Annotated in this window: 22 protein-coding genes and 7 pseudogenes; 18 read left to right on the plus strand and 11 right to left on the minus strand. The window is 38.1% G+C overall.

Features of this window, described 5'->3' with window-relative positions:
• Positions 1 to 143: 143 nt before the first annotated feature.
• From AB3I27_RS04580 to AB3I27_RS04595, 4 genes are all read right to left on the minus strand, one after another.
• Positions 144 to 830, minus strand: a complete 687-nt coding sequence (locus AB3I27_RS04580; RefSeq protein ID WP_002313993.1) for a GntR family transcriptional regulator — start codon at positions 828 to 830, stop codon at positions 144 to 146.
• A 134-nt stretch (positions 831 to 964) separates the two neighbouring features.
• The gene (locus AB3I27_RS04585) at positions 965 to 1159 is read right to left on the minus strand and encodes a hypothetical protein (protein ID WP_002315615.1); all 195 of its coding nucleotides are present in this window, start codon (positions 1157 to 1159) and stop codon (positions 965 to 967) included.
• Between the two features lie 50 nt (positions 1160 to 1209).
• Positions 1210 to 1650: a thioesterase family protein gene (locus tag AB3I27_RS04590; RefSeq protein ID WP_002309714.1), complete on the minus strand. Its 441-nt coding sequence runs from the start codon at positions 1648 to 1650 to the stop codon at positions 1210 to 1212.
• Between the two features lie 3 nt (positions 1651 to 1653).
• Entirely contained in the window at positions 1654 to 2499 is an 846-nt protein-coding gene (locus AB3I27_RS04595; protein ID WP_222896975.1) for an NAD(P)H-hydrate dehydratase, read from the minus strand.
• Positions 2500 to 2647: 148 nt separating this feature from the next.
• On the opposite strand from AB3I27_RS04595, the gene pepV reads away from it, so the two are divergent.
• On the plus strand, positions 2648 to 4066 hold the full coding sequence (gene pepV / locus AB3I27_RS04600) for a dipeptidase PepV (RefSeq protein ID WP_002294157.1): 1419 nt from the start codon (positions 2648 to 2650) through the stop codon (positions 4064 to 4066).
• 56 nt (positions 4067 to 4122) lie between these two features.
• On the opposite strand, the gene AB3I27_RS04605 is transcribed toward pepV, so the two are convergent.
• Positions 4123 to 5070: a glycosyltransferase family 2 protein gene (locus tag AB3I27_RS04605; protein WP_002289860.1), complete on the minus strand. Its 948-nt coding sequence runs from the start codon at positions 5068 to 5070 to the stop codon at positions 4123 to 4125.
• A 222-nt stretch (positions 5071 to 5292) separates the two neighbouring features.
• Entirely contained in the window at positions 5293 to 5643 is a 351-nt protein-coding gene (locus AB3I27_RS04610) for a PepSY domain-containing protein (RefSeq protein WP_002309710.1), read from the minus strand.
• 199 nt (positions 5644 to 5842) lie between these two features.
• Here AB3I27_RS04610 and pepA point away from each other — a divergent pair, with 199 nt between their 5' ends.
• The 4 genes from pepA to ytpR all read left to right on the plus strand — a co-directional run bounded on the left by pepA (position 5843) and on the right by ytpR (position 8672).
• Positions 5843 to 6922 carry a glutamyl aminopeptidase gene (pepA, locus tag AB3I27_RS04615; protein ID WP_002294156.1) on the plus strand — a complete coding sequence of 360 codons (1080 nt, stop codon included), beginning with the start codon at positions 5843 to 5845 and terminating at the stop codon, positions 6920 to 6922.
• Between the two features lie 142 nt (positions 6923 to 7064).
• Positions 7065 to 7385 (plus strand): thioredoxin family protein, encoded by a 321-nt coding sequence (locus AB3I27_RS04620; RefSeq protein WP_002292632.1) that lies wholly within the window; start codon positions 7065 to 7067, stop codon positions 7383 to 7385.
• A 21-nt stretch (positions 7386 to 7406) separates the two neighbouring features.
• Positions 7407 to 7871, plus strand: a complete 465-nt coding sequence (locus AB3I27_RS04625; protein ID WP_002292633.1) for a universal stress protein — start codon at positions 7407 to 7409, stop codon at positions 7869 to 7871.
• A 195-nt stretch (positions 7872 to 8066) separates the two neighbouring features.
• Positions 8067 to 8672: a YtpR family tRNA-binding protein gene (gene ytpR / locus AB3I27_RS04630; protein ID WP_002313997.1), complete on the plus strand. Its 606-nt coding sequence runs from the start codon at positions 8067 to 8069 to the stop codon at positions 8670 to 8672.
• 38 nt (positions 8673 to 8710) lie between these two features.
• Here the strand turns inward: ytpR and AB3I27_RS04635 are convergent, their stop codons facing one another.
• Entirely contained in the window at positions 8711 to 10000 is a 1290-nt protein-coding gene (locus tag AB3I27_RS04635; protein ID WP_002290101.1) for a S1C family serine protease, read from the minus strand.
• Between the two features lie 427 nt (positions 10001 to 10427).
• Between AB3I27_RS04635 and rlmH the strand changes: the two genes are divergently transcribed.
• From rlmH to AB3I27_RS04675, 8 genes and pseudogenes are all read left to right on the plus strand, one after another.
• On the plus strand, positions 10428 to 10907 hold the full coding sequence (gene rlmH, locus AB3I27_RS04640; protein ID WP_002287841.1) for a 23S rRNA (pseudouridine(1915)-N(3))-methyltransferase RlmH: 480 nt from the start codon (positions 10428 to 10430) through the stop codon (positions 10905 to 10907).
• 84 nt (positions 10908 to 10991) lie between these two features.
• On the plus strand, positions 10992 to 11501 hold the full coding sequence (locus AB3I27_RS04645; RefSeq protein ID WP_002294762.1) for a DUF1456 family protein: 510 nt from the start codon (positions 10992 to 10994) through the stop codon (positions 11499 to 11501).
• Between the two features lie 99 nt (positions 11502 to 11600).
• A complete protein-coding gene (locus tag AB3I27_RS04650) occupies positions 11601 to 12251 on the plus strand; it encodes a hypothetical protein (RefSeq protein ID WP_002311759.1) in 651 nt (216 codons plus the stop codon).
• Positions 12252 to 12701: 450 nt separating this feature from the next.
• Entirely contained in the window at positions 12702 to 13640 is a 939-nt protein-coding gene (locus AB3I27_RS04655; RefSeq protein WP_002291914.1) for a 2-dehydropantoate 2-reductase, read from the plus strand.
• A gap of 12 nt (positions 13641 to 13652) precedes the next feature.
• Positions 13653 to 14705: a PTS sugar transporter subunit IIC gene (locus tag AB3I27_RS04660; protein WP_002291912.1), complete on the plus strand. Its 1053-nt coding sequence runs from the start codon at positions 13653 to 13655 to the stop codon at positions 14703 to 14705.
• Between the two features lie 265 nt (positions 14706 to 14970).
• Positions 14971 to 15607 (plus strand): annotated as a pseudogene (locus tag AB3I27_RS04665) (DUF998 domain-containing protein).
• Positions 15608 to 15797: 190 nt separating this feature from the next.
• Complete coding sequence (msrA, locus tag AB3I27_RS04670) at positions 15798 to 16589, plus strand: peptide-methionine (S)-S-oxide reductase MsrA (RefSeq protein WP_104759996.1); 792 nt, start codon at positions 15798 to 15800, stop codon at positions 16587 to 16589.
• 599 nt (positions 16590 to 17188) lie between these two features.
• Positions 17189 to 17479, plus strand: a pseudogene (locus AB3I27_RS04675) (IS982 family transposase); the annotation flags it as partial.
• 17 nt (positions 17480 to 17496) lie between these two features.
• On the opposite strand, the pseudogene AB3I27_RS04680 reads toward AB3I27_RS04675, so the two are convergent.
• Positions 17497 to 17721, minus strand: a pseudogene (locus AB3I27_RS04680) (hypothetical protein); the annotation flags it as partial.
• Positions 17722 to 17801: 80 nt separating this feature from the next.
• Positions 17802 to 18304: pseudogene (locus AB3I27_RS04685) on the minus strand (LexA family protein).
• On the opposite strand from AB3I27_RS04685, the pseudogene AB3I27_RS04690 reads away from it, so the two are divergent.
• Together AB3I27_RS04690 and clpL are read left to right on the plus strand one after the other, a co-directional pair.
• Positions 18267 to 18502: pseudogene (locus tag AB3I27_RS04690) on the plus strand (helix-turn-helix domain-containing protein). The pseudogenes AB3I27_RS04685 and AB3I27_RS04690 overlap by 38 nt on opposite strands.
• Positions 18503 to 18737: 235 nt before the next feature.
• Entirely contained in the window at positions 18738 to 20852 is a 2115-nt protein-coding gene (clpL, locus tag AB3I27_RS04695; protein WP_368022913.1) for an ATP-dependent protease ClpL, read from the plus strand.
• A 180-nt stretch (positions 20853 to 21032) separates the two neighbouring features.
• Here clpL and AB3I27_RS04700 read toward each other — a convergent pair.
• Positions 21033 to 21347: pseudogene (locus AB3I27_RS04700) on the minus strand (transposase); the annotation flags it as partial.
• A gap of 72 nt (positions 21348 to 21419) precedes the next feature.
• On the opposite strand from AB3I27_RS04700, the gene AB3I27_RS04705 reads away from it, so the two are divergent.
• Together AB3I27_RS04705 and AB3I27_RS04710 are read left to right on the plus strand one after the other, a co-directional pair.
• Positions 21420 to 21656: a hypothetical protein gene (locus AB3I27_RS04705; protein ID WP_002341366.1), complete on the plus strand. Its 237-nt coding sequence runs from the start codon at positions 21420 to 21422 to the stop codon at positions 21654 to 21656.
• Between the two features lie 218 nt (positions 21657 to 21874).
• The gene (locus AB3I27_RS04710; protein WP_002314345.1) at positions 21875 to 22066 is read left to right on the plus strand and encodes a hypothetical protein; all 192 of its coding nucleotides are present in this window, start codon (positions 21875 to 21877) and stop codon (positions 22064 to 22066) included.
• Positions 22067 to 22498: 432 nt separating this feature from the next.
• Here the strand turns inward: AB3I27_RS04710 and AB3I27_RS04715 are convergent.
• Positions 22499 to 23537 (minus strand): annotated as a pseudogene (locus AB3I27_RS04715) (IS630 family transposase).
• 138 nt (positions 23538 to 23675) lie between these two features.
• Here AB3I27_RS04715 and AB3I27_RS04720 point away from each other — a divergent pair.
• The gene (locus AB3I27_RS04720) at positions 23676 to 25919 is read left to right on the plus strand and encodes an FctA domain-containing protein (protein ID WP_104760431.1); all 2244 of its coding nucleotides are present in this window, start codon (positions 23676 to 23678) and stop codon (positions 25917 to 25919) included.
• The last annotated feature ends 35 nt before the right edge of the window (positions 25920 to 25954 follow it).

Raw genomic sequence — 25954 nt, forward strand, 5'->3', positions numbered from 1 at the left:
GTGAGCCTGCCGTTTGACTATGAGTCACAAGTCACAATATTCAATAAACATGAGAATCTGTTTTTGGAAATTGCTCCTTGTGACTGAGGAGTTGGCAGGAGAAAACTGAAAGGGACTGTGACACGATTTTTGTCACAGTCCCTTTATTTGATGGGTCTTTCCTGAATATCTTCAAAATAATCGGGGTAATTATGAATCACGTATTCTTGCTCTTCGATAATCATATGTAAATGCATCGTACAAAGAAACCCGACTTCATCAAAGTTATGATCAATCATTGTTTGAAGCATTGTCTGATGTTCATCCAATACTCGACCCCAATCTAATTCTGAAATCGTCAAACGCAACCATCTGAAACGGTTCAAGTGCGTACTATAACTTTCCAGCCAGTCCCAAATCTCTCGTTTTCCTGCAATTTCATAACAAGTTCGGTGGAAATCAGTATCCAAATCAAAAAAAGCTTTTTTATTTTGAGCGATCACTGCCTGATCGGTTTGTTCTAATATTTTTTCTAGTTTAGCTTGATCTTGCGCTGTCATTTTCGCACTACATTCTTGCAGGATCGGTTTTTCCAGCTTTTCCCGCGTATAACGGGCTAATGAAGCAGATCGGATATCGATTTTTGAAACATAGGTGCCGGACTGTGGAATGGTTTTTACAAGCTCCTGATTACGAAGCTGGATCAGTGCTTCCCGAATCGGTGTGCGCCCGATAGCTAGTTGTTCTTCTAACACTTTATCGGAGATTTTACTTCCAGGTGCTAACTCGGAATAAATGATCTGTTTACGGATAGATTCATAAGCTTGCTGCTGTAAATTATTGATACCCATTAAAACTTCCTTTCTGTGTAAGTATAATCTATTATAACATAAATCGCTTACAAAACGTGTGGGTGCAAAGACGTATTCTTGAAAAAAAGCCCTGATAGGCATGCCTATTAGAGCCTCGAAAAGAAAATACTGAATCAATCTGGTCGTACCTCTTGGATCGGTTTGACACGACCGCCAATTCTTTTAGCAAAAGCTTCGGATTCTTTTTTGTCTTTGAAAATGAGCAGATTGTCTAAGTTTTTTTCCCGAGTGCGGCAGCCAGTTTTATCGATGTAACCGTGCATTACTTTAACGACATACATGGGGATCACCTGCTTTTTTCTTTTCATTATACGAACTACTCGACACAATACAAGAAAAATGCTTAGACGGTTTTTTATTAAGAAATAGCATTATCCAGAGAAGCGTACGCTTGGAATAACTGATCTAGCTCCGAATTGACTTTGCTCAGCTTCACTAATCGTTGCGAATCAGAAAGTAAGAAACAGTGTTTACTGCTACCAATAGTTTTTAATTTTTTGTCTTCAGTTCCCACAATTTCGTAGCTAAAATCCAAACGTGTCCCCGTATATTTTTGGATAGTTGGATGGATGCTCACTTTTTCTCCGTAATGGATCATTTCTTTATAGCTGCAATTTACTTCCAGAACGGGGATAATGATTCCAGATTCTTCGATTTTTTTATAGGGAAACCCTAGATGTACCAATAAGGCTACCCGAGCCTCTTCGAACCAGCGGATATAATTGCTATGATGAATAATCCCCATTTGATCTGTTTCATAATAAAAAGGTTCTCGTACATAACCTGTAAATTTCTCCATGATTCATGCCTCGTTTTCCATTGATTTTTTACAAAAATAATTCATCCACTTCGGAAGTGCTTCGCTGATCTGTGTCGGCAAAACGACATATTGTTCTCTTGCTAGCTGGTCTCCGATGAAACTATGAAGATAAACAGCTGCCGCAATCGTTTGGTCATTTTGAGGGAATTGGGCCAAGAACCCTGTGATCATCCCTGCTAAAGTGTCACCCATTCCGCCTGTTGCCATAGCAGCTGAACCTAAAGGATTGGTGTAGAAGTGTTGGTGACCATAAATTTTTGTCTCATGACTTTTCAAAACGAGCACAGCACCGATTTCCTGTTGCTTCTTTTTGTTTTCTTTATCCCGTTGTTCTTGTATCGGTAGAGAACTCAACCGTTGCCACTCCATTTGATGAGGTGTAAGTACAGTTTGTTCGGGATAGGGTAGCAAAAGATGATTAGCAGCAAGTAAACTTAAAGCAGAGCCATCAATCACCAGCCATTGTTCTTTTGATTGGTTTTCTAGTACTTGTTTGAAACGTTCCAAACTCTTAGAAGAAGTACCCAATCCGGGACCAATCAAGAGTACATCTGCTTGCTTTATTACGGAAAGAAACTGGTCAGTATCCGTCCAATCTACAATCATTGCTTCTGGCAGATGACTGTGAAGAGCACTCCGATTTTTTTCATCAGTTACTACAGTCGTGAGACCCGCTCCACTGTGTACGGCAGCTAAAGCACTCATAATGATTGCTCCGCCATATTGTTCATTGCCGCCAATCAAAACGATACGTCCAAATGTTCCTTTATGTGAAATTTTTGGACGAGGTGTGATGACTCTTTTCACTAGTTGTTCGTTTATCAGCATCGAAAAACCTCCTTTTACTCATTATAGCGTATATTTTTTTTAGAGAAAAACAGATAAGAAAAGGAATTGTCAGATTTTTTGAACTATTTTTTTCTGTAATTTGTGGTATCATGAACACGAAGACTTAAATAAGTGGAGGATTAACTTTATGACAATTGATTGGCAAAAAGAAGTAGAAGCACGTAAAGAAGACTTGCTTGAAGACTTGAAAAATCTTTTACGTGTCAACAGCGAGCGCGATGACTCAAAAGTAACACCAGATGCACCATTTGGACCTGGACCTCGCGACGCATTGAAACATATGTTAGCTTATGGCGAACGTGATGGATTTAAAGTAAAAAATGTCGATAACTATGCAGGGCATATTGATCTTGGCGAAGGAGACGAAACGCTAGGGATATTTGGACACATGGATGTCGTTCCTGCAGGAGATGGCTGGGACACAGATCCTTATGAACCAGTAATCAAGGATGGAAAGATCTTTGCACGCGGATCAAGCGATGACAAAGGTCCAAGTATGGCAGCTTACTATGCGATGAAGATCATTAAAGAACTTGACTTGAAACTATCAAAAAAAGTTCGCTTCGTAGTCGGCAGCGATGAAGAAAGCGGCTGGGGCGATATGGCTTATTATTTCGAACATGAAGAAGAACCAGATTTTGGTTTCTCACCAGATGCTGAATTCCCAATCATCAATGGTGAAAAAGGAAATGTTTCTTTAGCTTTACGCTTCAAAGGCGACAATGCAGGAGATTATGTCTTGAAATCTTTTGTTTCCGGACTTCGCGAAAATATGGTGCCAGGAACAGCAACTGCAGCACTTCAAGTACCAAGTGCAGATGCAGCTATCGCGATGGAAGAAGCATTTTACCAATTCATCGAAGCAAATCCAGTAAGCGGAACGATTGAAGCGGACAATACGTATGTAAAAATCGAATTAGTTGGTAAAGGCGCACATGGTGCAAGCCCACAATCTGGTATCAATGCAGGTTCTTTCTTGGCATTGTTCTTAGATAACTATGAATTCCTAGGATCTGCTAAACAATTTATCCATGTAGCAGCTGCTTATGTCCATGAAGATTTTTATGGAGAAAAACTAGGAGTCGCTTATGAAGATGAAAAAATGGGCAAATTGACAATGAATGCTGGACTATTTGCTTTTGAAGAAAATGGTACAGAGGAAGCGAACTTCATCAATATGAATTTCCGTTTTCCAAAAGGTGTAACAGTAGACGGATTGCAAAGTGACATCGAACAAACAGTGGGGCAAGAAGGCGCAACAGTTACTCGAGGTGCTCGCGTAATGGAACCACATTACGTACCAATGGATGATCCATTGGTGGCTACATTATTGCAAGTCTATGAAGACCACACTGGAGAAAAAGGCTACGAACAAATCATCGGTGGCGGAACTTACGGACGTTTGTTGAAACGTGGCGTTGCTTATGGAGCGATGTTCCCAGGATATACTGATACAATGCACCAAGCAAACGAATTTATGAGTCTTGATGACTTGTTCAGAGCAACAGCAATCTATGCAGATGCCATCTATCGTTTGGCAAAATAATTAATTAAAAAGAGGATCAAGAATTGCAAATTATTTTTGCAGTCTTGATCCTTTTTTTACTTTCTACTGTGGTATTCATGATAAACATGATATAGATTCAATTCATATTCTTTCTTAGCGTTCGTGACGACTGTATCCAAAATCAACCCTGTTACTAATGAAAGAAGTGCTAAAGTCATCAATCCAGTACTTAAAATCGCAGAAGGGATGCGTGTAATAAAGCTTGTCAGCATATATTCGCGAATCACAGGAATCCCCGTGACCAATCCAAATAAAAAGAAGAAGATGGTCCAAATCCCAAAGAAAAGCAAAGGCTTATAATCTTTAAACATTTTAATAATCATCATGATCACTTTGAATCCGTCAGAGAATGTATTCAATTTTGATTCGCTGCCTTCAGGACGATCACGATAATCGATTGGGATCTCAACGAACTTGAATTTTTTATCTAAAGCATGGATCGTCAATTCCGTTTCGATTTGAAAACCAGAACTCATAATAGGAAAACTTTTGACAAAGATACGATTGAATCCTCGATAGCCGGTCATGACATCAAGAATTTTTGTTTTATACATTCTAGTAATTGTATTTCTAACAAGGTTATTTCCAAAATCGTGGAAAGGTCTCTTATTCTCATCAAAGTAGGTTCCATTTGATAGGCGATCACCAATGACCATATCTGCTTCACCAGAACGTAATTTCTCGAGCAAACCATGTACAGCTTCTGCAGGATAAGTATCATCGCCATCTACCATTAAATAATAGTCGGCATCGATATCAAAGAACATTTGGCGGATCACATTTCCTTTTCCTTGACGAGGTTCTTTTTTTACGATTGCTCCACCTTGAACGGCCAATTCGTATGTTCGATCGGTCGAATTATTATCATAGACATAAATATCTGCTTCTGGTAATTCTCGTTTAAAGTCTGCAATGACTGTTGAAATTGTTGCTTCCTCATTGTAACAAGGAATCAGAACAGCAATTTTTTCTTGTTGTTCCATTTTTCACTCTCCTTAACTATAGAAAACAAAAGCTAAATTAAAAATACCTCATAATCAAAGGAAATGCTAGTTTTTCCCGCTAAATATCATTTATTTAAAAAGAAAATACTGGAATATATGTTTGGAAAGCTCTATCTAAAAAACCACCCACTACAAAAGAAGGACATGATACCTCTCTTTTAGATAGTGGGTGCGTATTCGTTATTTCATTTTTTTGACGTATTAATCTATTGCGCCCTTTTTTCTTGAAATGTCTAATACGGTTCCTGTATGAGCATCTGCTAAAAATTCATAATAAACAGTTTCGCCATCTTCTATCCGGGAAAGCCCACCCCGATAAGCACTCGACCGAACGGCGAATTTCCGAATAGGTTCTTTTTCAAAAGAGATCCAAGCACCTTCGATTGCGCCTTCTTTTAAAAAAGATGTTTTGATATTTTCAAGCACTTGGTCTGCTGATAACACTTTTTTGCGATGATACCAAATCGTTGAAGCTACCCCACTCAATAATCCTAGACCGATCCCAACGGCTAACCCGCCTTTAAAATAGCTTAATTCGCTTTCTTCATACATGTGGATATACCTCCTTCTTCTCACTTGCTACTCCTTGTGCTTATTTTACCACACTCTCATAATTTCTTTGAAATAAATAACCGCTACCAGGAAAAATAAGCTATAATAAATACGATCGGTCTGCAGAAAAAATCATATTTTATCCGCAGATCAATATAAGTCTGAGAGGAGTTTAGTCTGAAATTTAGACGAATAGCATATGGAAGAAAAAACATTTCAACGAATCAAAGAGTTAACAGAATTACAAGGAACAAGCGGTTTTGAACAAGACGTTCGCGCTTATATGGAAAGTCATATGGAACCGCTGGTAGATGAGTTACAGTTAGATGGTTTGGGCGGCATTTTTGGGCTGCGCCACCATGAAGAAGCGGATGCACCTCGTGTAATGGTCGCAGCACATATGGATGAAGTCGGATTCATGCTGACACAAATCCAAGAAAACGGGCTTTTTAAAGTCGTACCTCTAGGCGGATGGAACCCTTACGTTGTTTCTGCTCAACGTTTTACACTTAAAACCTCTACTGGTAAGAATTATCCATGTATTTCTTCTTCCGTTCCCCCACATTTATTACGAGGAACAAGCGGACAAAAATCAGTAGAAGTAACAGATATTTTGTTCGATGCTGGGTTTGAATCAAGAGAAGAGGCAATGAGTTACGGTGTTCTTCCAGGAGACACAATCGTTCCTTACGCTGAAACGATCAAAACAGCCAACGGGAAGAATATCATCAGCAAATCGTGGGACAACCGCTATGGCTGTACAATGGTATTAGAAGCTTTAGAAGCGTTACAAAATGAAACATTAGGTCATACATTGATTGCAGGCGCGAATGTCCAAGAAGAAGTAGGCTTGCGTGGTTCTAAAGCTTCTGTCAATAAATTCAAGCCAGATCTGTTCTTTGCAGTAGACTGCTCTGCAGCAGATGACACAGTGACGAAAAATGGCACATTCGGACATTTAGGAGAAGGTACATTGATGCGTATCCAAGATCCAGGTTTGATCATGCTTCCTCGTTTGCGTGAGTACTTGCTAGATATCGCTGAAACAAACAACATCCCTTATCAATACTTTGTTTCAAAAGGCGGTACAGATGCAGGTGCTGCTCATACACAAAATGAAGGAATCCCAAGTACAGTGATTGGCGTAGTGGGACGTTATATCCATACGCATCAAACGATGTTCAGTATTCGCGATTTTGAAGCTGCACGAGAAATGTTGATTCAAACATTGAAAGGTTTAGATAAATCAACAGTGAACACAATCGTATACGGGAAATAACGCGATAGTGAAACTATAAAATCTGGCAAAAGCAACCTTTTGTCAGATTTTTTTTATAAAAAGAGGATCAATGTTTGTTAGTTCGAAAGAAAGGTGTATAATTTAATTGAAAAATACATAAACAGAAAGTAGAGGAAAAAGAATGATTATCCCAAATAGTTTAGAAGAATTAGCAGGCTACGTAGAAACTGGAAAAAGTGTATTTTTCTTTACTGCCGGCTGGTGCGGAGACTGCCGTTTTATCAAACCGCAAATGCCTGAAATCGAAAATGACTTTTCTGATTGGCAATTTATTGAAGTAGACCGTGACAAGTACATAGATGTAGCCGCTGAATGGAACATTTTTGGTATCCCAAGTTTTGTCGTGATCCAAGACGGAAAAGAATTAGGTCGTCTAGTGAATAAAGATCGTAAAACAAAACAGGAAATCGAATCGTTCCTAGAAAGTGTAATAAAAGGCTGACATCTGTTAGGAGGGGTCAAGATGAATCAAGAATATAAGAACATTTTAGTAGGTATTGACGGTAGTGAACAAGCACTTGCTGCTTTCAAAAAAGCGGTAGAAGTGGCTCGCCGTAATAATGGGAAAGTATATGTAGCAAACGTAATCGATCAGCAATTTTATAATTTTATGGGCTATGCTCCTATTGATCAAAATCTAGTCGATCAGCAAACTGAAACAGCCAAGCAAATGATCGAAGAATGTAAAGAATATGGAAAATCTGTTGATTACACAAATATAGAAGGAATTATTGCATACGGCTCTGTTCGTGAATCCATGGCAGTCAAATTGCCAAAAAAATATGCAATCGATCTAATCATGGTTGGGCAGTCTGGACTAAATGCAGTCGAACGCTTTATGACAGGAAGTGTAGCCAGCTACGTCATACGTCATTCACCTTGTGATGTCTTGATCGTTTCTGACGAAGAAGAACAGCCAAGTAATTAAGCAAGTGGAACTTGTATAACCTTTTTAATCAAACAGTAAAGGGACTGTGACAAAAGTCTTGTCACAGTCCCTTGTTACGAATAAATGGTGTTCTAGAAGAAGCTTCTTCGGAAATAAAGCATGAAAAAAATCTCATGCAGTGAATGCAATTTTTTGTTAAGATAAATCTCAGCAAAGGATAATGGAGGAAAGAACATGATTTTTGCTTATAACAAAGCACACGTCGGAGACACTTTGATGGTTATCATAGCCGACGATAAAGGAACAGAAAACACTGTCGAACGTAAATGGAATGTTGCTCGGATCAAAGATGAACAAGGTCAAGTTGTTGCTTGGAACTTTTTCCATATCTCCGATCATCTAACAATTGAAGGGAACGGCCAAGTAAGCTTAACAGATGAAGAATTAGCGAAATTGAATCGATTGATTAAAGAAGCAGGATTCGAAGAACAGCTTGAAGCTGATCATGAACCGAAGATCGTTGTCGGGTATGTAAAAACATGCGTCCCGCATCCTGACTCTGACCATTTATCGATTACTGAGACAGAAGTGGACAATGGGACAGTATTGCAAATTGTTTGCGGTGCACCAAATATCGAAGCTGGACAAAAAGTTGTCGTTGCAAAACCAGGAGCCATGATGCCAGATGGAATGATGATCTGGCCAGGAACTTTGCGAGGGGTAGCCAGCTATGGAATGATTTGTTCTGCTCGTGAATTGCATTTGCCAAATGCTCCAGAAAAAAAAGGAATCTTAGTATTGCCTGAGGATGCCGTAGTCGGAGAAGTATTTCCAAAATAAAGAGGTTGTGACAAGTCTTTGTCACAACCTCTTTTTTATTAATTTTCACTATTTTGATTTTGTTTTAATGCCGATTGATCGATCGTCAATTCAACAGTAGTTGTTTTTTCTTTCGAGCCTTCATAGTAAGTGATTTTGACAGAATCTCCCACTTTTTTCTTATACAAAGCAGATTGAAGTTCTACACCAGAAGAAACTTCTTTGTCATCGATCTTAGTAATGACGTCGTATTGTTTCAACCCAGCTTTTTCTGCCGGTGTAGCTGTTTGGACATTTGTCACGATGACACCGTTAGTTACAGATGAAGGAATCTTCAAGATTTGTTCTTGTTGCTGAGTAGAAACGGCAGATAAGTCGACCATTGTGATACCTAGAGCTGGACGTGTCACTTTTCCGTCTTTTTCCAGTTGGTTGATGATATTCACTACATCGTTACTTGGGATGGCAAATCCCATTCCTTCTACGCTTACATTAGAAGTCGATTCAGAAGTACTTGCGATCTTACTTGAGTTGATACCGATAACTTGTCCTTCGATATTCACTAAAGGACCACCAGAATTTCCCGGGTTGATCGCTGCATCTGTTTGGATCGCATTGATATTGACTGTTTCGTTCGATTCATTCGTACTTGTTACTTGTCGGTTCAAGGAAGAAATGATTCCTGAAGTGACAGAATTCGCATATTCAGATCCTAATGGGGAACCAATCGCAATCGCAGGTTCACCAACCTTCAAAGCACTTGAGTCCCCAAAAGAGGCAACCGTTTCGACTTTGTCTGAATTGATCTTCAACACCGCTAAATCTGAATAGGCATCTGTTCCAACTAATTCAGCTTTTACCTTCGTACCGTCTTTCATCATGACTTCCAAACCTTGCTGTCCATCTACTACGTGATTGTTTGTGACTACATAAGCAGTATTCCCGTCTTTTTTGTAGATTACGCCGCTTCCTTCACTATAAGCTTCCAAATTACTATCATCTGAGCTGCTACTTTCTTCTTGCTGCCCGAATAATCCGCCAAAACCGCTTGATTGGTTTTGACTTTGTAAGTTGATAACAGAAACGACAGCGTCTTGAACTTTATCTACCGCTTTGGTGATATCAGAATCTACATTGACTTTGACATTTTCCACAACTGTTTCACCGGCAGAATTTTGATTGCCGCTTGTAGCAGTAGAACTATTGTTGCCAGTGCCCATCGCTGCATAAAAAATGCCAGCTGTCAGTAGTCCTCCAACGATCCCTCCAACAAGCCCCAGACCCAACTTACGCCAGAGGCTATTATTTTTATTTTTTTTCATCTTTGGTGTCACATTTTTTCTATCCATGTGTTCCTCCTCCAATTACATTCATTTATCTACTGTTAGTATAGTCTTATTTGTTGACTTTAGTCTACTTTGAGACTTTGAACTTTTTATGAAAAACTTTAGGAAAAATCATTGTTTTCAGATGAAAATATTTGATTTTCTTTTTCCACAGATATTGTGTAAAACTACGCGGATAGGATTGGAAAAATAAGGGATAAAACATATCCACAGCCTGTGTATAAAGTGGATAAATTCTTATAAAACGTATGTTTGCCTAATGAATGTGATGAAATAAGGTAAAACAACGCTGTTTTCTGTGGATAAACCTGTGGATGTTGTGCATAACTGTTGGGGAAATCTTTTTAACAAAAATAGTCAAAATAAACATATAGACGAAAAAATTGATTATAATAAACAAAGTGAGCGTGAAGATCAAAGGAGAGAAAACATGAATATCAAAATTATTTCAGTAGGAAAATTAAAAGAAAAATACTTGATTCAAGGTATCAATGAGTATGTCAAACGGCTGAATGCCTATGCGAAAATCGAATTGATCGAAGTTCCTGACGAAAAAGCCCCGGAGAATTTAAGCGAAGCGCAAATGAGACAAGTAAAAGAAAAAGAAGGAGAACGGATCTTAGCGAAAATCAAAGAACAAGAATACGTCTATGCCTTAGCAATTGAAGGGAAAAATCCCACAAGCGAATCTTTTGCTAAACAAATCGACCAATTAGGTATCCAAGGAAAAAGCCACCTTGTTTTTGTTATCGGCGGTTCTTTAGGACTCAGCGAAGCCGTCATGAAAAGAAGCAATGCTCAGATCTCTTTTGGCAAAATGACGTATCCACATCAATTGATGCGCCTGATCCTCGTCGAGCAAATCTACCGTGCCTTCCGGATCAACGCGGGGGCTCCGTATCATAAGTGATGCGGTTTTTATCATTGATCCTAAAAATCTTAGCAAGACAAAAAGTACGTAAGAAAGTAAAGACTAAATACTTCGGAGGAACAAATGAATAACAATGATAGGTTATTGCGATTGCGTTATGCGATTGATTTGAAAGATACGGATTTGATTAAAGCTTTTGAGCTAGGCGGTGTACCACTGACTAAAGAAGAAGCTCAGGCGGTACTGACCAAAGTACAGGATAAGAACAAAGATAATGCAGAAAATAATGTGTATGAAAAAACCATCAACAACCAAGTTTTTGACGCATTCCTAAATGGCCTGATTCTCTTGGCGCGTGGTCCGCAAAAAGATAAGCCGATAGTAGACACGCCGCAAAAAAGCAAGGAAATCAAATATATCAACAATGTGTTGCTAAAAAAATTAAAAATCGCCTTGTCTATGACCACTGATGATATTTTAGAAGTTTTTGCTGAGGCAGAAATCTATCCATCAAAAGGCGAAATCGGGGCATTTTTGAGAAAAGAAGGCCAACGAAATTTTAAGCCTTGCGGAGATAAATATATGCGTAATTTTCTCAAGGGGTTAGGAATTTATAATCGGAGAAAAGTATAAAGAAATTTCATGAGAAATCAAAACAATGGTTGTTTTGATGAGAGCTAGTTTTTGTATGAGATTAAAATATTATCTTAATCGAGGAGCTGGATTGGTTTTATGAATGATGAATATAAGAATGATGAAGATAAGATGCTTTTTGAAGAGATAGAGAATCGATGTAGGCTCAATTTTGAGCTTTGGGGAAAGATGTCTTTAATACAACAAAAAAAGTATTTAGCGAATAAATCAGAGTTTACTCTGGGACATGTTGAAAAATTAATCTCGGATTGGATTAGTAGTAGAAGCGAATTTACAAAAATAAAACAGCCGATTAAATTTGACATGAAAAAACTTTTGTTAAATAAGAGTGAGATAGGTAATAGAGATCAATATATTAGAGCTAAAGGGCAAGAAATAATTGATTCATTAGGTGAAATGAGGTCATACAATTATTTGTATGTAACACATAGAGCTGATGGAATGGTCATTACTGTGGGTAAATCTTCTTCTAATGATATTTTTTTAGATGGAGATCTTTTTTATCAACTCAATACAAATCACTTGTCTGGCACTGAAAATATAATTTTAAGGACGGAATATGGCAATGAAATATTTGCAAAATATGATGAGATTTTAAAAAATTATTTGGACTGGGCTTGGATAATTCCGGTTGAGTCAGGAGATGCTAAGAAACTGGAGAGATTATTGGGCGATGAACTAATTAATAAAAAAGTACCAATTTTAAATTATTATTCCCATAGACAATAAGAGGCTATTTTTCATGATAATACTAGTTATAACTGTAAAAATGGAAGAAAATCTGGGAAAGAAGTTTTTAAATAAGTGTATTGTTCGATTTTAATAAATAATAAGCAATACCATCCGTCTGTGTTGCGCAACATCGTACTACAATGAATATTTTTTCACAAAAAGAAAATCATCCATCGAATGAATGGAAGGTTTTAGTATACACGAGGTTAATGCCCCCTCTTTTATAATCAGAGGAGTGAGGTTTTTTCTATGAATGTTTCTATTTTCTTATTGCTAGTCTAGTTTCTCTTACGATGAAATTGGGATTCTATTCCAGTTTTTATTGATTTGCTGATAAAATAACTTGAATGGTGCATATAAACATGATAAATAAGAGAAGAATAACAAAACAAGGTTGTGAAATGATTCTCAAATGAATATAATAGAAAGAAAAAGGAGGAAGAATCAATGAAAATAGCAATTGCAGGCGCTGGCGCAATGGGAAGTCGCTTTGGGTTAATGCTTCACCAAAGTGGGAACGAAGTATTATTAATCGATGGCTGGGCAGAACATGTCCAACAAATCAAAGAACATGGATTACAAGCAAATTTTAATGGTAAAGAGGTAGAAGCAAAACTACCAATCGTTCTTCAATCCGAAGTAGAAAAAGAAGATCAAGTTGATCTGATTATTCTATTTACCAAAGCGATGCAGCTGGAAAAAATGCTGCAGGATATCCAATCATTAATCAAAAAAGATACAGAGGTCTTATGTCTATTAAATGGTATCGGGCATGAAGATATTATTGAGAAATTTGTACCAATGGAAAATATCTATATTGGAAATACCATGTGGACGGCAGGTCTTGAAGGTCCTGGTCAGGTCAAATTATTTGGAAGTGGTTCAGTAGAATTACAAAATTTAGGTGATGGAAAAGAAGCAGCTGCAAAAAAATTAGCAGACAAATTGTCTGAATCAGGATTAAATGCTCATTTTTCTGACAATATTCACTATTCTATTTATCGCAAAGCATGTGTGAACGGAACAATGAACGGACTATGCACAATCTTAGACGTTAATATGGCTGAGCTAGGAAAAACATCGACTGCTCATAAAATGGTGGCGACGATTGTCAATGAGTTTGCCAAAGTAGCAGCAGTAGAGAAGATTGAACTAGATGTCCCAGAAGTCATTGCACATTGTGAGTCTTGTTTTGACCCGGAAACAATTGGGTTACATTATCCTTCAATGTATCAAGACTTGATTAAGAACCATCGATTAACAGAAATCGATTATATCAATGGCGCAATTTCTAGAAAAGGGAAGAAATATGGTGTTGCGACGCCTTATTGTGATTTCTTGACTGAGCTTGTCCATGCAAAAGAAGATAGTTTGAACGTAAAATAAAGGAGAGATTGAATGGAAACTTCACAAAAAATATCACCGAAAATTTTTCTGAATAAAGTCCTCGCTGGTACAGCAACAGGAATCATTATTGGATTGATTCCTAATGCAGTATTAGGTGCCATTTTAAAATATTTTAGTGCGTATCCCTTTGCGGTAACGATCGCACAGTTAGCAGTTATTTTTCAACTAGCAACACCTTTGATCATTGGTGGTTTGATTGCCTTACAATTTGGATTTGATCCGATGAGAATGATGGTTGTAGCCGGAGCTTCTTTTGTTGGTTCTGGTGTAGTCAAATTCACACCTGATTTGGGTGAAACGGGTGTTTACGTTGGTGCTGGTACAGGCGATATTATTAATACGATGCTGACAGCATCGATTGCTGTCGGGCTGATTTTACTGATTGGAAATAGTTTTGGGTCAGTGTCGATTGTGTTAACACCGATTGTTGTAGGTGTAGGTGCAGGTTTACTTGGTTTTTATTTATTCCCTTTTGTAACAGCAATTACTTCTGCAATTGGATCATTGATTAATAACTTCACTACCTTACAACCGCTGTTAATGTCTATCTTGATTGGTTGTTCCTTTGCCTTTTTGATTATCTCTCCTATTTCAACAGTAGCAATCGGAATGGCAATCCAACTAGATGGTGTTTCTGCTGGTGCGGCTGCGATGGGCGTAGCTGCAACCACTTTTGTTTTAGTAGTGAACTCTTGGAAGGTTAATAAGTCAGGTGTGACAATTGCGATTGCTTTAGGCGCTATGAAGATGATGATGCCTAATCTATTTAGAAAACCTGTGATTCTTATTCCTTGTTTAGTTAGTGCAGTGATTACAGCTATTCCTGTCGCTCTATTTTCTATTTCAGGTACGCCTGCTTCTGCTGGTTTCGGCGTGGTCGGACTTGTTGGTCCGTTGGCTTCTTTAGATGCAGGGCTAAATGGCTTTCTTGTTGTTCTTTGTTGGTTAGTCATCCCTGTTTTTGCGGCACTAATTACTCAATTTTTATGCGAGAAAGTATTTAAACTGTATGATCGAGAAGAAGTCTTCAAATTTTTAGGCTAGTAGATTTTACTAAGAAATTTTCAATCAATGGATGCGTAAGTGAGATGTCAACAACATCTGACTTACGTTTTTTTGCCTTTTTGAGTAGGAGATTGATGCTGACAACTGAACTCTTCAGTGCCATTCGATTTTTTAAAATGTAGAAGAAACTCACCTTTATGTTATTGATTGTTCAAAAGGCAACTAGAATAAAAATATGTGTTAAAATGAGAAAAAATTTGATTGTTGGATGTATCGAATAATCACTAAAAAGTAGGGGAAGAAAATGATTTTTTTGCAAAAATATGGTTTTTATTTTTTATTATTAGGTGTGATTAGTGATTTATCGACACCGTATATCCTTGGCCTTTTTTATCCCAAACTGAATCAAATGACTACCGTAATTAGTGTGTTTGGTGACGTAGATAGTCCAGTCAGACGTGCTTTCTTGGTCTGGTCAGTTGTATCTGGACTTTTTTTTTGTTCTTTCGTTGCCTGCGTTGTATCACCTATTTGTTGGAACATCAAAAACACTTGCAATACTTGCTGTTGCAACAGTTGGTTTATATGGGATAGGTGATTGTATTTTTACTGGGTTATTCAGTATCAATACGAATGAAAGCTCTTGGAATCTATCGACTTGGATCCATAATATAGGTTCTGGGCTAGGCTATGCAGGCTTTCTACTTTTCCCATTGTTACTTGTTCTGCTTTATCGTCAAAGTGGTCAAGGTACGCTTAGCCATTTTTATCTTGTTTTAACAGTTATTAGTTTACTAATTGCAGGTCTTTACGGATTAGCGCGGATTCCGTCGATTAGTCAGTTTGCCTTCTTTAAGCAATTGGGCTTCTTTCAACGATTAAGTTTTTTCTTTAACTATTTGCCGATGATTTGTTTAAGTTTTTTTCAACTACGAAAGTAGAAAAAGCAGTGTGAAGCTGATTAAGTAAAAGAATTTCTCTATGGGTAACCATTCGTGTGGATGTGTTCGACTAAGAATAGAGATGAGGAGAGCGAAAAGCAAGTTAGTCTTAACTTGTTATGCGTTGTGCTAAATTTCAGGTAGTCATTTTTTGAATGAATAAGAAGAAAACTTGAAAGAGGGTGACTTCATGTTAGATGTGGAGCAGATGGAAATAGACCTTTATAATATTATTTTAAATCGAAATACAAGAGAATGGGAAAGAACACAATTTGAAGAGGCAAAAGAAGACCTAGCAAAAATGTCGATAAAGCAGGTGATAGAAAAACTAGAGGTCAACTTGCGTCCGCTAGCACTACGAGATAATTTGACACCAGATGCGATGGATTTTTATTTAAGAATCACAGGGGAGTCAGCGAGTGCAAAGGCTTATGATTATGCCAAACATAAGATAACTTCACCCTTATACCAAGAACGGGCGATTTTTGCCGGTGGCTGTTTCTGGTGTATGGTTGAGCCTTTTGAAACAAAACCAGGTGTAATCTCAGTGTTATCTGGTTATACAGGTGGAGAGACCAAAAAACCAAATTACGATCAAGTCAGTGGTGGATATACTGGGCATGTTGAAGCTGTTGAGATCATATTTGATACACGTCAAATAACCTATGAAGAGCTGTTGGAGATTTATTGGCAAATTTCAGACCCTACAGATGCCTTTGGTCAATTTCAAGATCGGGGGAAACAATATCGTTCAATTCTATTTGTTGTTAATGAAAAGCAAAGGCAATTGGCTGAAAAATCAAGAGAACAACTGATTCAATCTAACCGATTTAGCCGTCCTATCGTTACAGAGATCCGCCAAGCAAAGAATTTTTGGCCAGCTGAAAATCATCATCAACAATTTTATCAGAAGCAACCTAAAAGATATAAAAAGATCAAGCATTCGCATCAGCTTCATTTATTTTTTCAGCGACATAGATAGAGGAAGGTTGTGGCGCAAAGCGTTCAGCTCCGACAAAATAATGAGCAACTGACAAAAATAGCTTTTCATATTTTTGGACAGTTATGAATTATTTCGAGGAGTTGCTTTGAGAACACCGAGGAAAAGGTTGTGGCGCAAAGCGTTCAGCTCCGACAAAATAATGAGCAATTGACAAAAATAGCTTTTCATATTTTTGGACAGTTATGAATTATTTCGAGGAGTTGCTTTGGGAACACCGAGGAAAAGGTTGTGGCGCAAAGCATTCAGCTTCAAGTCGCAAGGAAACAGGAGGTATGACAAGTCTTTTGTCACAACTCCTGTTTTTTTACTAGCCTTTATTTCCATGTGAAAGAGAATTCGAATTGTAGAATCTTGATTTTTCTATGGAATTTTGTAGAGAATCATCTTGATAATTAATAGACACCTAATCGAATTCCACATTAATGATGAACTAAATTCCGTATAAAAGCGCAAACAATAACTATAAAACCCGTGGTGCTAGTTAATTTTTTCCTAGAGGAAAATGTCTAAACATGTTGGTAAATCAACAAAAAAACGCATATAGTAGTCTCAAAACTCCCAAGAAATGAGGACTACATATGCGTTCATCAAAATATACTGAACATTATACAGATACTTTTATAACATTCAAGGAAATTATGAGAACTGTTTCTAACATATACCACAATTGTGTACCAGATAAGATTAAAAACCGAAGAAATACTGATCAACTGAAGCAACGCGATACAGTGATTATTGCTTGTGTTATATGGGGCATAATTAATGGCTATACTTGCAAAAGAGCCACGTATAGAGCGGTTTGTTCCGTCTTATTTCCTAATGGTGACTTTGCTAGTAGGAGTCGATTCACTCGCTTAAGTTCAAACTTGTTTTCGATAACGTTTTATTTATCAGGGTTTTGAATAGTAGCATCTTCATTTTTTTCTATCGTTTGTTCTTTGATGATTTCTTTCATTTTATGAGAAAAACTCAAGAAAAGAATTCCTACCACGACAGAAAATCCACCTGATAAAAAATCTCCACTTGCTATGATTCCACCAAATAAACCTATAAATACAAGAAAAGCGCCTATTGAAAGTAATAATATTCGTACAATATTTTCATTTTTCATCCCCATCTCTGATATAATAATATACACAGTCTCGGAAATGAGAACCCTAGCCGCAGCTCCAACTGCGAATGGGGTATTTTTTATAGGTCAAAACTTACTTTTACCGCTTTACCCAAAATTCTTGCTGGATTATTTTCATCAATGATATAAGGATGATAATCATTATTATCGGGCATTAGCATTACAACATCATTAACATGTTTAACTCTTTTGAGAGTCGCTTCAGAGTCGCCGTTTACTATAACTGGTGCAATTTCTCCATCTTCCACAACTGGTTGTCTTCGAATCAACACGTAACTATCAGAAGGGATTGTAGGAACCATGCTATTACCTCTGATTTTTAAATAAAAGACTTCACCAGTGGGCAAGTTTTCGTCTATCTCTTCTCTATATTCTTCAATATTTTCTTCAGCTAAAATAGGATCTCCACAAGCAATTTCTCCAAAACAGGAATCTTTCTATATTTTTTAACAGGTATTAAATTTTTCGGTATCTCGCCATACTGCGGATCAATCGTAGACTTCAATACGCCAAAATAATCTGCTATGTCGTTAAAGGCAGCGCGCGTTAATGCTGGATTCACTAGCAAAGAAGCCGCTAAAGCTGCTGATGTGCATTTTCAAACGTTGTCCAAATATGAAATAGATAGTTCTGATATTCCATTTTCTCTTTTAAAAGAGCTGTCTAATCTGTATCAAGTTCCTATTAACAATTTTTTTTGAGCAAAGAGTACGCTTTAATCCGTATCATAAATAATAAAAGAAATGAGGTAATGAATTGAACGAAGTTTCAAAGGACGTTCTGGCAATCGAAGCCCACGAAAAAGCAAAGTCTTAGTCTGATACGCTTAACACTTCTTTACTATTGTTTAAACAAAATATCCTAATTATTTCTAATTGATTCTATAAGCACTTTACTTAGCGATACATAAAAATTGTGATACAATCCAGTTGTAGTTTTAAAGGATATTATGGTCACTAAGTTACACATATAAATTTTTATGGAGGTGTGGTAATATGGCAAATTTCTACGGAAATGATCCTTTTTTCAACAATGATATGGATGATGTTTTCAATCAATTATTTCGGCGCATGGATAATCAAAATTCGGGGCGTGCACGGTATTTAGTTAATGGACAATCGTTGACACCAGATGAGTTTGCTCAATACCGAGCAACTGGTAAGCTACCCCAAAATAATAAAACAATAGAAGTATCTAAAGATGGTAAACAGGCTGTTAAAAAAGGAGGGATTTTAGAAAAGTTAGGGACTAATTTGACGGAACAGGCTCGTGATGGATTACTAGATCCAGTGATTGGACGTGAGAAAGAGATTCAAGAAACTGCAGAAATTTTGAGTCGTAGAACGAAAAATAATGCAATCTTAGTTGGTGATGCCGGTGTAGGTAAAACTGCAGTCGTCGAAGGTCTGGCACAAGCAATTGTGGCTGGTAAAGTTCCAGAAACGATTCAAGATAAAGAAATCTATTCGATTGATTTATCGTCTTTGGAAGCGGGAACTCAATATCGCGGTTCTTTTGAAGAAAATATTAAACAGCTGGTAGAGGAAGTTAAAGCAGCTGGTAATATTATTCTATTCTTCGATGAAATTCATCAGATTCTCGGCACGGGTGCCACTGGTGGTGAAGATGGTGGCAAAGGATTGGCTGATATCATTAAACCTGCTTTGTCACGTGGCGAGCTGAGTGTAATCGGGGCTACGACTCAAGATGAATATCGCAATACTATTTTGAAAAATGCGGCTTTGGCACGGCGATTCAATGATGTTGTGATTAATGAACCGACGGCCGCTGACACTTTACGTATATTACAAGGTGTTAAAGAGCTGTACGAAAAACATCATCATGTTGCATTACCAGATGATGTTTTGAAGGCGGCTGTGGATTATTCAATCCAATATATACCACAACGCACTTTGCCAGATAAAGCTATCGATTTGATCGACATGACTGCGGCTCATTTAGCGGCTAAAAATTCGCAAACTGATGTTGAGACATTGGATCAACGCCTTAAAAAATTAGAGGCAGCTAAGGAGGCCGCCATTAAAGCGGAGGACTTTACAAAAGCCGCTGATATCAAGAAGTCGATCGAGGAAACCAAGCAAAAAATTAAAGAAACGGATCAAAAAGAAAAAATCACTGCCACGATTGATGATGTGGCACAATCGGTTGAACGTTTAACTGGTATACCAGTTTCTGATATGGGCGCTAATGATATTGAGCGCTTGAAAAATCTTGATAAGCGTCTGAAAAGTAAGGTAATCGGTCAAGATGAAGCGGTTGAAATGGTAGCAAAAGCAATTCGGCGTAACCGTGCGGGCTTTTCAGAGGGTGATCAGCCGATTGGAAGTTTTCTGTTTGTGGGCCCAACTGGCGTAGGAAAGACTGAATTAGCTAAGCAATTAGCCTTAGATATGTTTGGAAATGAAAATGCGATTATTCGGCTAGATATGAGTGAATATGCTGATCGTACAGCTGTGTCGAAATTAATTGGTACCTCGGCTGGATACGTAGGCTATGAAGATAATGCTAATACTCTAACTGAACGGGTTCGGCGTAATCCATATTCCATTGTATTATTAGATGAAATTGAAAAGGCTGATCCACAAGTATTAACGTTACTGTTACAAGTGATGGATGATGGGCGCTTAACGGATGGACAAGGCAATGTCATTAATTTCAAAAATACGATTATTATTGCTACTTCTAATGCTGGATTTGGTAATGAAGCATTAAGTGGTGACAAGCAACGAGATCAGTCATTAATGGATAAGTTAGCACCATTTTTCCGCCCAGAATTTCTGAACCGTTTTAATGGAATCGTGGAATTTTCACATCTGACTAAGCAAGACTTAAGTCAAATTGTCGATTTGATGTTGGCGGATGTACAAAAAACTTTAGCCAAAAAATCCATCAAACTTGAGGTAACTAAAGCGGCCAAAGATTGGCTGATGGAACAAGGCTATGATGAAGCAATGGGTGCGCGGCCATTACGGCGAGTAATTGAACAACAAATTCGTGATAAGGTAACAGATTTCTACCTTGACCACTTAGATGTCAAAAACTTGAAGGCTGATTTAGTGGATGATGAGATTGTGATATCGGCAGCTTAGCTTAAATCAGTGTTCATAAATAACTTTATATAAGAGGAGATTTATTGGGAAGGAGATTGCTTGATAGATCTCCTTTTTTCGTTGATTTTCACCATTTGATATTAATCTATTGAGTAATATGGGTAGCGTCAAGAATCTTGTGTAAATGAAATGCCTCCGTACATATAATATGTAGTTAATTTAAATAAAGGATGATTCCAGGGTGTCCTGAAGTCCTTTGAATCCGCGATGGATTCGCTTCATAGACTTCTCGTTGTAGACATTAAACTGAGAAACCAGGAATCGATCCAGTGAATCTTCCGTTGGAAATTGTTCTTTGTGGTTGGTGTTGCGTTTGAGATGTTTGTTAAAGTTCTCAATGAAGTTGGTTGAATACAATGAACCGCGAATAGCTGGTGGGAAATCCATGAAAGTGAGCAGATTCGGCATTTTAAGCAGATTTTTGATTAACTTGGGATAGGTCTGATGCCAGTTGTTGGCGAAGTCATTCAATTTTCGTACCTGGCATGACATTTAGTGGGACTTCTGAACGAAATGAAGTTGATTACTGATGAATATAACTAGGAAATGACGCAATCGATTGGGGATATGGACCTTGAAGATGCCAAAATTAGCATAGAAGATCTAAGTGTTTATACGAACGATGATCAAACCTATTTCGTCGTTTTTGATCTCAAATATGAAGGATTGGATTCAAATCAAGTCCTTGTTTATGTAGCATCCGATCACGTCAGTTATTCCAATATAATCGATCATTATGAGCTAATCGCAACAAATACCAAATTAAAAAAGTGGAATAGATGATGGCTATTTTCGAAAAAGTCTCTTACTTTATTTCTATCGATCATCGGTAAAGTATCGTCGGTCGGTCACAAATCAAGTCAAACACCTGGAACGGGTGACGAGCAATGAATTTGATCAATTCAAAAATAAAGTAGCTTTTGAAAAGCTGCAGCGTGAAATCGAACAAGCAAAAATGAGTCAAGAGTCAGACCTATTCAATTAGGAGAAAGAGGAAAGTCATGGAAAATTATTACTTTATCAATAGCGTGGATCCAGAGAACCAAATGATGCGTATTCAAGAAGTGGGTGCTGGCGAAATGAGTGCGCAACAGGTACGTATCACGAAAGAGGATGCCGATGTTTATTCTTTAATGTTGGATGAAGCAACGCAAGAAGGGGAGCCGCTGATCGTTCAGCTGGATCTAAAATAAAGTCAAAATCAGCCGTAGAAAAAATTTTTTCGACCAGTACAAATAAAAACCGATTTTCTTTTTTTAGAAAGTCGGCTTTTAATAACGAAGCTAATTTAGTTGAAGTAGTTGCTCAATAATCGAAGAGCTGCCTGGTAAAAATAAAAGTAGACTACCTATGACTAACAAGATCCCTAAAACAAAACAGGCTATTACGAATTTGGTTGATCTAGATACTTCTTTATTTGAAACACTTATGATCAACAAAGTTATACCGACAGCTAACGTTAAAAAATACCAAAATCCCATTGTTATCGCCCACTTTCTTTGAATAGTTTTTCCTTTCAAACTGTTTAATAAATTTTATCATAGACAAGAAGAACTAATCCTTGTACAAGAAAAATATATGTAAAGTTTAAACTTTCTTATACTATATAGGTTGAATTAAATACTTTACATCCGCACGCACAGTCGGTCAATCACCTCAAGGGGACGCTCGTTTACATCGGCTAAGAAACCGCGGACCGACTGTTTGATTTTCTGGACGTGGTCAAAAAAACATTGTTGATGACCGATTCCTTGAGCCACTTCCAAACGCCTTCCATTAGGTTCAACTGAGGGCTGTAGGGAGGGAGGAAGATGAGTGCCAGGCGCCTAGCGTTTTCTTCAAGAAAAGACTGGATCAGCTTGGCGTGGTGGATAAGGGCATTATCCAATACCATCACGATTTTTCCGGTGGGGTATTCCCGCAACGTCCGCTCCAGAAAACGGAGGAAGGCCGCTGCGTCGTATGCCCCTTCTTCTGTACAAATGATCCGACCGGTTTCATAATCCAAGGTGCCTATCAATTTTACCCCTTTGTGTTGTCCATAAGTAGGGATTTTTCGCTGGTGGCCGCGGAGAAACCAGGTGCAGCCAATGGCTTGGTAATCCCGGATCAGGGTTTCGTCCTCGAATAGGAGGTGGTCAATATCGCTATTCAGCAATTTTTTTTTAGGCTCGGGAAGGTTTCTTCCAAAAATACCTGTTGTTTCTTGGAATCCGCTTTTTTGAGGGTATACGTCGGACGGGTCCAGCTTAGTCCTAGCCGGTAAAGGAGGTCCGCCACGCCTTTTTGCGTATATCCATAACTCCATTCCCGGAGAATCAGGTCACACACAATCGCCAATGTCCAATTGGCACGGGATTTGAAACCTACTTCCTCCAGAGTGTGGTAGGCGACGATTTGGACCGGTTCCGCTTCCTGTTCATCTGTCAGCCGTGAAGGTCGTCCGCTTTGTTTTTTGGAGACTAAACCTTGGATTCCATTATGGCAGTAGTTTTTCACATAGTGGCTGACAGTATGCTCGTCGCGGCCGATGGTGTGCCCGGCTTCTTTCCGGGTGTGGCCTTCAAGAACCAACTTGACTGCCAGGAAACGCTCGTACAACCGGCGGTTGTCTGTCGTATTCATCGCTTTTTCCAATTCACGGATTTGGCGTTCTGTTTCCATGTTCCCCACTCCTCAAGTGTTTTCTTTAGTATACGCCTATAGGAGGAAAAACGAATACAATTTAACTCAATTTATATAAAAGGAAACTATGCAAAGACAGCAGACAAAATTACGGTCAGATTCAAAACGACTTTTGATATGACGACACAGATCGCTTTAGGAAGTGCCAAAACACGTTTTAGTAATTCTGCTTTTGTCGATTATGAAATTGACGGTAACTCTTATAGGGAAGCCGCTCAAGCAAATTCATGGATGGACACTACTTGGACCTTAAACGCGCTAAAAGCAGGGCTTTTTATTCCAAAAGGAGGAGATGTAAAAGCATACTTGCAAGCAGCTTTTAACCGTAATTTCCCAAATATCTTTTCAGAAGATGTTGCTACAAGTGATCAAATCTATTGGATGGGATTATTTAATACGTATAAAGCGACACTTCATGAAGGAACCAAGATTGTCGATCAATTACAAGATGGTCAAACGTTTAAAGAAGCAGTAGTTTATACAGTTGACGTATCCGGAACAGGAAACCAAGTAAGATCTCTGAAGGAAGAATTGAGCTCAGCTGATTATCGCTTGACGTATGATCCAGTGACAAAACAAGTGACAGTAGAACTGTTGAAAGACACTTCAGAAACGATTGCTGTCTTCATTGCTGTCGAAGCTGCTACAGATGTTTACAAGTACAATAATATGATCTCTTTGACAGATGGTACAACGGATTTAACTGCTGAAGCGCAAGTTGAGAGATCCGCAAAAGGAAACTGGTTAACAAAAAATGGCACTCAAAATGTTGACAATAATCGACTGTTGGGTTGGGAAGTGCTGGTTAACCAAGATAGTCTAACGATCAAGAATGCTGTGATTGAAGATACGATCAATTATAATCAACAGACTTTCTTGTACGATGAGACAGGAAAAGTCCTTGTTGATGTGTATAAAGCCGTCAAAGACGGAGATCAATGGATAAAAGGTGAGAAAGTTATTTTCAATAATCAAGACAATCCAAATGTAACAACGAATGGTATTGATGGAACATTCACATTACGTATTGCTTTTGAGGATGTCATTGACAGTCCATACTTCATCGTTTATCAAACGAAACTTGATCCTGGCATTCGAAATAATGAAGTTGTTTCAAATGATGTGTCTCTTTACGGAAGTCAGACGGAAATCCATCAAGTAACAAAAGACGTAATCGTCAAATCTACCAACGGTAGCGGTACTTCAACGGGAACAAATGGCTCGTTGACAATCAAGAAATATGACAGAGAAGGGGATAAGGAAGCTGGGATCAACAAAGAGGCACATTTTCAACTCAGTCGTAAAAATGCCGAAGGAAATTACGAAGTTGTTTTCTCCGAACTTGTTGTCAGAAATAATAAGTTGATTCAAGGAACTAGCGAATTTGACCGCTTAGATGGGCTACGATATGGAGATTATAAAATCCAAGAAACGAAAGCACCAGATGGATATGAGCGGGATGAAAAAGAATATACGTTTACGATCTCGAGCGAGGAAGTCGATTATGTCTTTGAACTAGCTAATACAAGGGAAATTATCGAAACTAGCCTAGCTTTAACGGCTACGAAAGCTTTGGAAGGCCGACAGATCGAAGACGGGGAATTCACTTTTGTTTTGGCAGATGAAGAAAATAAAATCCTTCAAGAAAAGACGAACAAGGCAAATAATATTCTTTTTGATGAAATTACTTATCAAAAAGAAGGAACCTATCGATATAAAATTTATGAAGTACAAGGACATGACGCTACGATTAGCTATGATGATTCAATCACCAATGTTACAGTAGAGGTGAAAAATAACGACGGACAGTTAGAAGCAACAGCGATTTATGAAGGTAACGCGATCTTTACTAACACCTATACGCCAAAAGCTGGCAGTGTAGTGTTGGAAGCTGAGAAAGTCTTGACTGGCCGTTCACTAGTCGCAGGAGAATTTACTTTTGAATTAGTCGATCAAGAGGGACAAGTGATTCAAAGTCAAACCAACGATGGTAGCGGAAAAATTTACTTTGATGCGATTCCGTACGACAAAGCCGGTGAGTACAACTATACGATCCGGGAAAAAGCCGGACAAGACAGTACAATCACTTATGATGACGCAGAGATTCCAGTGACCGTAAATGTCGAAGATCAAAACGGAACATTGGAAGCGAAAGCAGATTATGGTAGCGAGCCAACCTTTACTAACCGCTACACGCCAGAAAAAGCTCCTGATCCAACAAAAAATCAGAATACAAAAACACCGACGAAGAAAAACGAACTGCCAAAAACCGGTGAAACGTATCAAGTCAGCTGGATGTTAGTAGGCTTGTTACTAGTAGGCATTGTGGTAGTGGTATATCGCAGACAGAAAAGAAAGTAACTAGCTAAACGATCAAAGATTCCTTGATCTGGTTT

This window comes from Enterococcus sp. C46 (assembly GCF_040887565.1).
In the GTDB taxonomy this organism is placed as follows: domain Bacteria; phylum Bacillota; class Bacilli; order Lactobacillales; family Enterococcaceae; genus Enterococcus_B; species Enterococcus_B lactis.

Bases quoted from the DNA above. Each gene is read 5' to 3' on its own strand.
- AB3I27_RS04605 (WP_002289860.1), bottom strand. From the start codon at position 5,070: ATGGAACAACAAGAAAAAATTGCTGTTCTGATTCCTTGTTACAATGAG.
- ytpR (WP_002313997.1), top strand. From the start codon at position 8,067: ATGATTTTTGCTTATAACAAAGCACACGTCGGAGACACTTTGATGGTT.
- rlmH (WP_002287841.1), top strand. From the start codon at position 10,428: ATGAATATCAAAATTATTTCAGTAGGAAAATTAAAAGAAAAATACTTG.
- AB3I27_RS04585 (WP_002315615.1), bottom strand. From the start codon at position 1,159: ATGAAAAGAAAAAAGCAGGTGATCCCCATGTATGTCGTTAAAGTAATG.
- AB3I27_RS04720 (WP_104760431.1), top strand. From the start codon at position 23,676: ATGACGACACAGATCGCTTTAGGAAGTGCCAAAACACGTTTTAGTAAT.
- AB3I27_RS04610 (WP_002309710.1), bottom strand. From the start codon at position 5,643: ATGTATGAAGAAAGCGAATTAAGCTATTTTAAAGGCGGGTTAGCCGTT.
- AB3I27_RS04590 (WP_002309714.1), bottom strand. From the start codon at position 1,650: ATGGAGAAATTTACAGGTTATGTACGAGAACCTTTTTATTATGAAACA.
- clpL (WP_368022913.1), top strand. From the start codon at position 18,738: ATGGCAAATTTCTACGGAAATGATCCTTTTTTCAACAATGATATGGAT.
- AB3I27_RS04635 (WP_002290101.1), bottom strand. From the start codon at position 10,000: ATGGATAGAAAAAATGTGACACCAAAGATGAAAAAAAATAAAAATAAT.
- AB3I27_RS04655 (WP_002291914.1), top strand. From the start codon at position 12,702: ATGAAAATAGCAATTGCAGGCGCTGGCGCAATGGGAAGTCGCTTTGGG.
- AB3I27_RS04580 (WP_002313993.1), bottom strand. From the start codon at position 830: ATGGGTATCAATAATTTACAGCAGCAAGCTTATGAATCTATCCGTAAA.
- AB3I27_RS04625 (WP_002292633.1), top strand. From the start codon at position 7,407: ATGAATCAAGAATATAAGAACATTTTAGTAGGTATTGACGGTAGTGAA.
- AB3I27_RS04660 (WP_002291912.1), top strand. From the start codon at position 13,653: ATGGAAACTTCACAAAAAATATCACCGAAAATTTTTCTGAATAAAGTC.
- pepV (WP_002294157.1), top strand. From the start codon at position 2,648: ATGACAATTGATTGGCAAAAAGAAGTAGAAGCACGTAAAGAAGACTTG.
- AB3I27_RS04710 (WP_002314345.1), top strand. From the start codon at position 21,875: ATGGAAAATTATTACTTTATCAATAGCGTGGATCCAGAGAACCAAATG.
- AB3I27_RS04650 (WP_002311759.1), top strand. From the start codon at position 11,601: ATGAATGATGAATATAAGAATGATGAAGATAAGATGCTTTTTGAAGAG.
- AB3I27_RS04645 (WP_002294762.1), top strand. From the start codon at position 10,992: ATGAATAACAATGATAGGTTATTGCGATTGCGTTATGCGATTGATTTG.
- AB3I27_RS04595 (WP_222896975.1), bottom strand. From the start codon at position 2,499: ATGCTGATAAACGAACAACTAGTGAAAAGAGTCATCACACCTCGTCCA.
- AB3I27_RS04705 (WP_002341366.1), top strand. From the start codon at position 21,420: ATGACGCAATCGATTGGGGATATGGACCTTGAAGATGCCAAAATTAGC.
- pepA (WP_002294156.1), top strand. From the start codon at position 5,843: ATGGAAGAAAAAACATTTCAACGAATCAAAGAGTTAACAGAATTACAA.
- msrA (WP_104759996.1), top strand. From the start codon at position 15,798: ATGTTAGATGTGGAGCAGATGGAAATAGACCTTTATAATATTATTTTA.
- AB3I27_RS04620 (WP_002292632.1), top strand. From the start codon at position 7,065: ATGATTATCCCAAATAGTTTAGAAGAATTAGCAGGCTACGTAGAAACT.